Here is a 4,265-nt window from a genome sequence, read left to right as displayed (position 1 = left end):
GAATACCTCAACCCGATCTGCAGTACGTGGTCCGTACCGACGTCGGGGATTTCGTGGCCCGCGTCGATTTTTACTGGGAGGAGTGGGAGCTGGCCGGTGAGTTCGACGGGATGGGCAAGTACAAGCTCACCTCGGGACAGTCGGGAGAGATCGTGGCGCAGGAGAAGCTACGGGAGGACGCGGTGCGCGACACCGGGCGGGACATGATCAGGTGGGTGTGGTCGGACCTCCGGCGGTTCGAGGCCGTGAAGGAACGCTTCGACCGGGCGTGTGCCCGGGCCGGCCGACGGACATGAGCGGTCAGGAATATCGGGACTGCAGGGCACGGCGGTCGACCTTCCCGGGACCACGGAGGGGGAGAGCGTCGACAACGTGCAGTTCGCGGGGTGCGGCGGTGGGATCGAGGGTGCGTGCGACGAAGGCCCGCAGTTCATCCAGTGTGGGTGCGGTACCGGGTTCGGCGACCACGACGGCGACGACGCGTTGCCCGAGGCGGGGGTCGGGCAGTCCGATCACCGCGCAGTCCCGAACGGCCGCATGCTCGTTCAGCGCCGCCTCCACAACCTGAGGGACGACGGTGAGGCCACCGGTGGAGATCGCTTCGTCGAGTCGTCCCGTGATTCGCAGGACACCGCCGGTGAGTGTGCCGGCGTCGTCGGTGCGGAACCAGCCGGGCTCGGCGAACGCCGGGTGATCGGGAAGTCCACGGTATCCGGATGCCAGGACGGGGCCGCCGAGCAGAACCCGTCCACCGTCGTCTATCCGCACCCGGACACCGTCCAGGGGAACGCCGTCGTATACACACCCGCCGCAGGTCTCGCTCATTCCGTAGGTGCGGACGATCGTGATGCCGGACTCCGTGGCGCGCTCCAGGACGGGTGCCGGTGTGGCGGCGCCGCCGAGAAGGAGGGCGTCGAGCGCGGACAGCGCTGCCACGGCCTCGGGGTGATCGAGGGCCTTCATGAGCTGTGTGGGCACCATGGACGTGTAGCGCCGCGGCCCGGACATCGCGGCGACCGCGGCGGGAAGAAGCCCGGGGTCGAAGCCACCAGAGACATCCAGCACCACCGGCTCGGTGCCCGACAACACACTGCGCAGCAGTACCTGCATCCCGGCGATGTGGTGTGGGGGCAGCGCGAGCAGCCAGGAGCCGGGCCCGCCGATCCGGGCATACGTGGCCTCACCACTCGAGCGGAGCGCGGCGGAGCTCAGCATGGCACCCTTCGGCACGCCCGTCGTGCCCGACGTCGCCACCACCAGGGCTACGCCGTCGTCGATCGGCTCGCCGGGGTGCAGCGCCTCGGTCAACCGCCGGGTCTCCCGTTCGTCCGACGCCGGCACGGGCAGGACGGCAGGAGCGTTCCCGTCCAGGACCGCCGACAGCTGCGGCAGGAGACCCTGCACCGCGATGCCGGACGGGATGGGCAGGATCTGAAGCGTGTGGGTCACCGTCTCAGAATTTCATTCGCCAGGTCCGGCCAGCGGCCAGCCCCCCGCGGTGAGATGGTCTCGCACCCGCGCGACATCCGACTCCAGTGGCAACTCGTTGGTGAGTTTGGTGATGAGGACCTGGATGTCGGTCTTCTCGATGGGCAGATCCCCGTCCTCGACCAGCGCGTCGGCGACCGCATCCACCTCGTCTTCCGAGAGGCGGCGGGTGAGGAGAGCGAAGAGCGGGATGTAGTCCTGTTCTGGAACACCGTCGGGATAGCCGGCGCGCAGCCAGCCGATGATCGACGTCAGGAAGGGTGGAAGACTCACGGCCGGTCCGCGCGGTGCTCGTCTTCCCCATCGTCGGTACCCACGTCGGTACCCACGCCGGTTTCCGTCCCGGCACCCGTCTCCGTCTCGTCGTCTCCGGCGACCGGCCAGCCGCCCGATTCCAGGTGCTCGACGACCCGGGCGATGTCCTCCTCCGACGGTTCCTCGTGCGTGATGCCGGTGATCAGGCTGCGCAGGTGGTCGTAGTCGACTTGCCGATCGGGGTGCTCTGGCGCGGTTTCGATGGCCATGGTGACCACCTGATCGAGTTCTTCGTCGGTGAGGCGTCGACGCAGCACGGCGAGCAGGGCGAACTGATCCTTGTTCGGGATGCCCTCCGGGTATCCGGCGCGGAGCCAGTCCAATACGGAGTGAAGTGAATACTTGGGCACGTCTTCTGCCTCTTTCCTCGAAGGAACGCCGACCGCCGGTCCGCGTTCAGAAGATGTGAACACCAAAGCTGCTGGCCAGGAAGTCTTTCATCACCAGCAGTATCCCAATGATGACGGCGATGAGCACGACGGAAAAGCAGGCTGCCGCGGTGATTCGACCGCCCGTGGTCGGCTGGGAAGAACCGTCGCCGGTTCCGAGCGATCGCAGGCCGAGCGCGAAGACCGCCGGCAGTCCGGCCCCGAAGAGCAGTCCCACGAGAATGACCTGCCAGAGAGCGTCGGCCGTGTTCGTCAGGAGAGTCATGGTGGTCCGCTCAGCTCTTCGTGGTGGGTCGCGGGGTATCGGCCGGTTCCGTGGGAGCGGACGTCTCACCCGGCTTCCACTCCGCATTGACATTGCCCGAGTGCACAGGCTGCCGTCGTGCCCGCAGGTACATGAACCCTGCCAGGAGGACGAGGATGGCGAACACCGTGAGCACGCCCGCCAATCCGCCGATCACGGCGGCCACGGCCCAGCACACCGCGCCCACTGTGGCCGCGGCGGGCAGCGTGATGAGCCAGGCGACGGCCATGCGTCCCGCGACTCCCCACCGGACCTCGGCGTCCTTGCGTCCGAGGCCTGTTCCGAGAATGGACCCGGTGGCGACATGTGTGGTCGACAGGGGCAGTCCCAGGTGGCTGGACGTCAGGATGATCGCCGCGGAAGACGATTCGGCGGCCATGCCCTGGGGCGCGGCGATCTCTACGAGCCCCTTGCCCAGGGTTCGGATGATGCGCCAGCCGCCCAGGTAGGTGCCCAGTGCGATTGCGACAGCGCAACTGAATTTCACCCAAAAGGGCATGTCGTCTTCGGCGTTCAGACTGCCGTGGGCCACGAGTGCAAGGAAGATGACGCCCATCGTCTTCTGTGCGTCGTTCGTTCCGTGTGCCAGCGACACCAGGGACGCCGAACCGATCTGGCCGATGCGGAATCCGTGATTCTTGGTGCCTTCGGGCACCTTCGCGGTGATGCGGTAGATCAGCCAGGTTCCGGTCGCGGCGACGAGCGCGGCCACGACGGGGGCGAGTAGTGCGGGAATGACCACCTTTCCGAGCACACCGCCCCATTCGACGCCACTCATACCGAGGGACGCGACGGCGGCGCCGATCAGTCCGCCGAACAGTGCGTGCGAGGAGCTCGACGGCAGACCGAGGAGCCAGGTCAGGAGGTTCCAGATGATGCCGCCGACCAGACCGGCGAACACGATCAGCAGCAGGTCCTCTCCGCCGACGTTGCCGAGGTTCACGACGCCCTTCGCAACGGTGGCAGCGACTTCGACGGACAGGAAGGCGCCGACCAGATTCAGGGAGGAGGAGAGCGCGACAGCGACCTTGGGCCGCAGAGCGCCGGTTGCGATGGAGGTGGCCATGGCATTGCCGGTGTCGTGAAATCCGTTCGTGAAATCGAAGGCGAGGGCGGTGACGACCACCACCAGGAGAACGAGGAGCTCTGTGGTCACACCCCAGATTGTGCGGATCCGGGCTCGAAATGTACAGCGAGCTGACTCTGTGCGACCGGTGGGTGAACACTCGGGTGACCATGCATTTGTGCGCCCCCGCCACGTGGGTGATGTCACAGTCGAGAGCGGGTGTGTCGCACTTCACCTAGCATCTCACTCACCGGGAATGGCGCGATTTGCATACCGTTTCGCTGATTACCTTCACGGCACACCGAGCGCCCGGCCACGGTTCTTCCGCCGCAGCCGCGCTGGTGAGGGCCGAAATGAAGGAGACCTCCCACAATGAAATCGAGAAATATCGTGCCGAACAAGGGCGCGCCTACCAAGCCCTTCACGATCGTGGTGGCGTTGGCGGCCTCCCTTGCTCTCGTGTCGGGGTGCTCCGCCGATCGAGGTGAGGACGCTTCCGCCGCCGGACCGACTTCGGCAGTCGGTGCTGCGGCGTCCCCGACGTCGGAGGGTGCCTTCGGCACCCTTGCGTCCCCGTGTGGTGAGGGCGACGCGAAGGGGGCGACGGATCAGGGTGTCACCGACACCGAGATCAAGATCGGCTACGGCGACGACCGCGGGTACGCCAAGAGTCCGGGCCTGAACCGGGAGATGAGCGATGCGG

The 4,265-nt window shown here is 66.9% G+C and carries 5 protein-coding genes and 2 pseudogenes; 2 read left to right on the top strand and 5 right to left on the bottom strand.

Annotated elements, in window-relative coordinates:
• Positions 1-296: pseudogene (locus tag WAW17_RS15175) on the top strand (hypothetical protein); the annotation flags it as partial.
• Positions 297-300: 4 nt separating this feature from the next.
• Here the strand turns inward: WAW17_RS15175 and menE are convergent.
• The 5 genes from menE to WAW17_RS15150 are packed head-to-tail and all read right to left on the bottom strand — an operon-like array spanning position 301 to position 3,652.
• Positions 301-1,449, bottom strand: a complete 1,149-nt coding sequence (menE, locus tag WAW17_RS15170) for an o-succinylbenzoate--CoA ligase (RefSeq protein ID WP_422333777.1) — start codon at positions 1,447-1,449, stop codon at positions 301-303.
• A 12-nt stretch (positions 1,450-1,461) separates the two neighbouring features.
• Positions 1,462-1,761: a DUF3349 domain-containing protein gene (locus WAW17_RS15165; RefSeq protein WP_422333776.1), complete on the bottom strand. Its 300-nt coding sequence runs from the start codon at positions 1,759-1,761 to the stop codon at positions 1,462-1,464.
• The gene (locus tag WAW17_RS15160; RefSeq protein WP_422333775.1) at positions 1,758-2,153 is read right to left on the bottom strand and encodes a DUF3349 domain-containing protein; all 396 of its coding nucleotides are present in this window, start codon (positions 2,151-2,153) and stop codon (positions 1,758-1,760) included. The genes WAW17_RS15165 and WAW17_RS15160 overlap by 4 nt, the downstream gene beginning before the upstream one ends.
• A gap of 46 nt (positions 2,154-2,199) precedes the next feature.
• The gene (locus WAW17_RS15155; RefSeq protein WP_422333774.1) at positions 2,200-2,457 is read right to left on the bottom strand and encodes a hypothetical protein; all 258 of its coding nucleotides are present in this window, start codon (positions 2,455-2,457) and stop codon (positions 2,200-2,202) included.
• A 10-nt stretch (positions 2,458-2,467) separates the two neighbouring features.
• Positions 2,468-3,652 carry an inorganic phosphate transporter gene (locus tag WAW17_RS15150; RefSeq protein WP_422333773.1) on the bottom strand — a complete coding sequence of 395 codons (1,185 nt, stop codon included), beginning with the start codon at positions 3,650-3,652 and terminating at the stop codon, positions 2,468-2,470.
• Positions 3,653-3,934: 282 nt separating this feature from the next.
• On the opposite strand from WAW17_RS15150, the pseudogene WAW17_RS15145 reads away from it, so the two are divergent.
• Positions 3,935-4,265, top strand: a pseudogene (locus WAW17_RS15145) (hypothetical protein); the annotation flags it as partial.

Source organism: Rhodococcus sp. (in: high G+C Gram-positive bacteria) (assembly GCF_049286785.1).
Taxonomy (GTDB): Bacteria; Actinomycetota; Actinomycetes; order Mycobacteriales; family Mycobacteriaceae; genus Rhodococcus_F.
The sequence above is the reverse complement of the archived record's forward strand: the minus strand, read 5'-3'. Positions and strand labels throughout refer to the sequence as shown.

What these genes read in the sequence shown, in the direction of transcription:
- WAW17_RS15155 (WP_422333774.1), bottom strand. Translation starts at nt 2,457, where the DNA reads ATGACTCTCCTGACGAACACGGCCGACGCTCTCTGGCAGGTCATTCTC.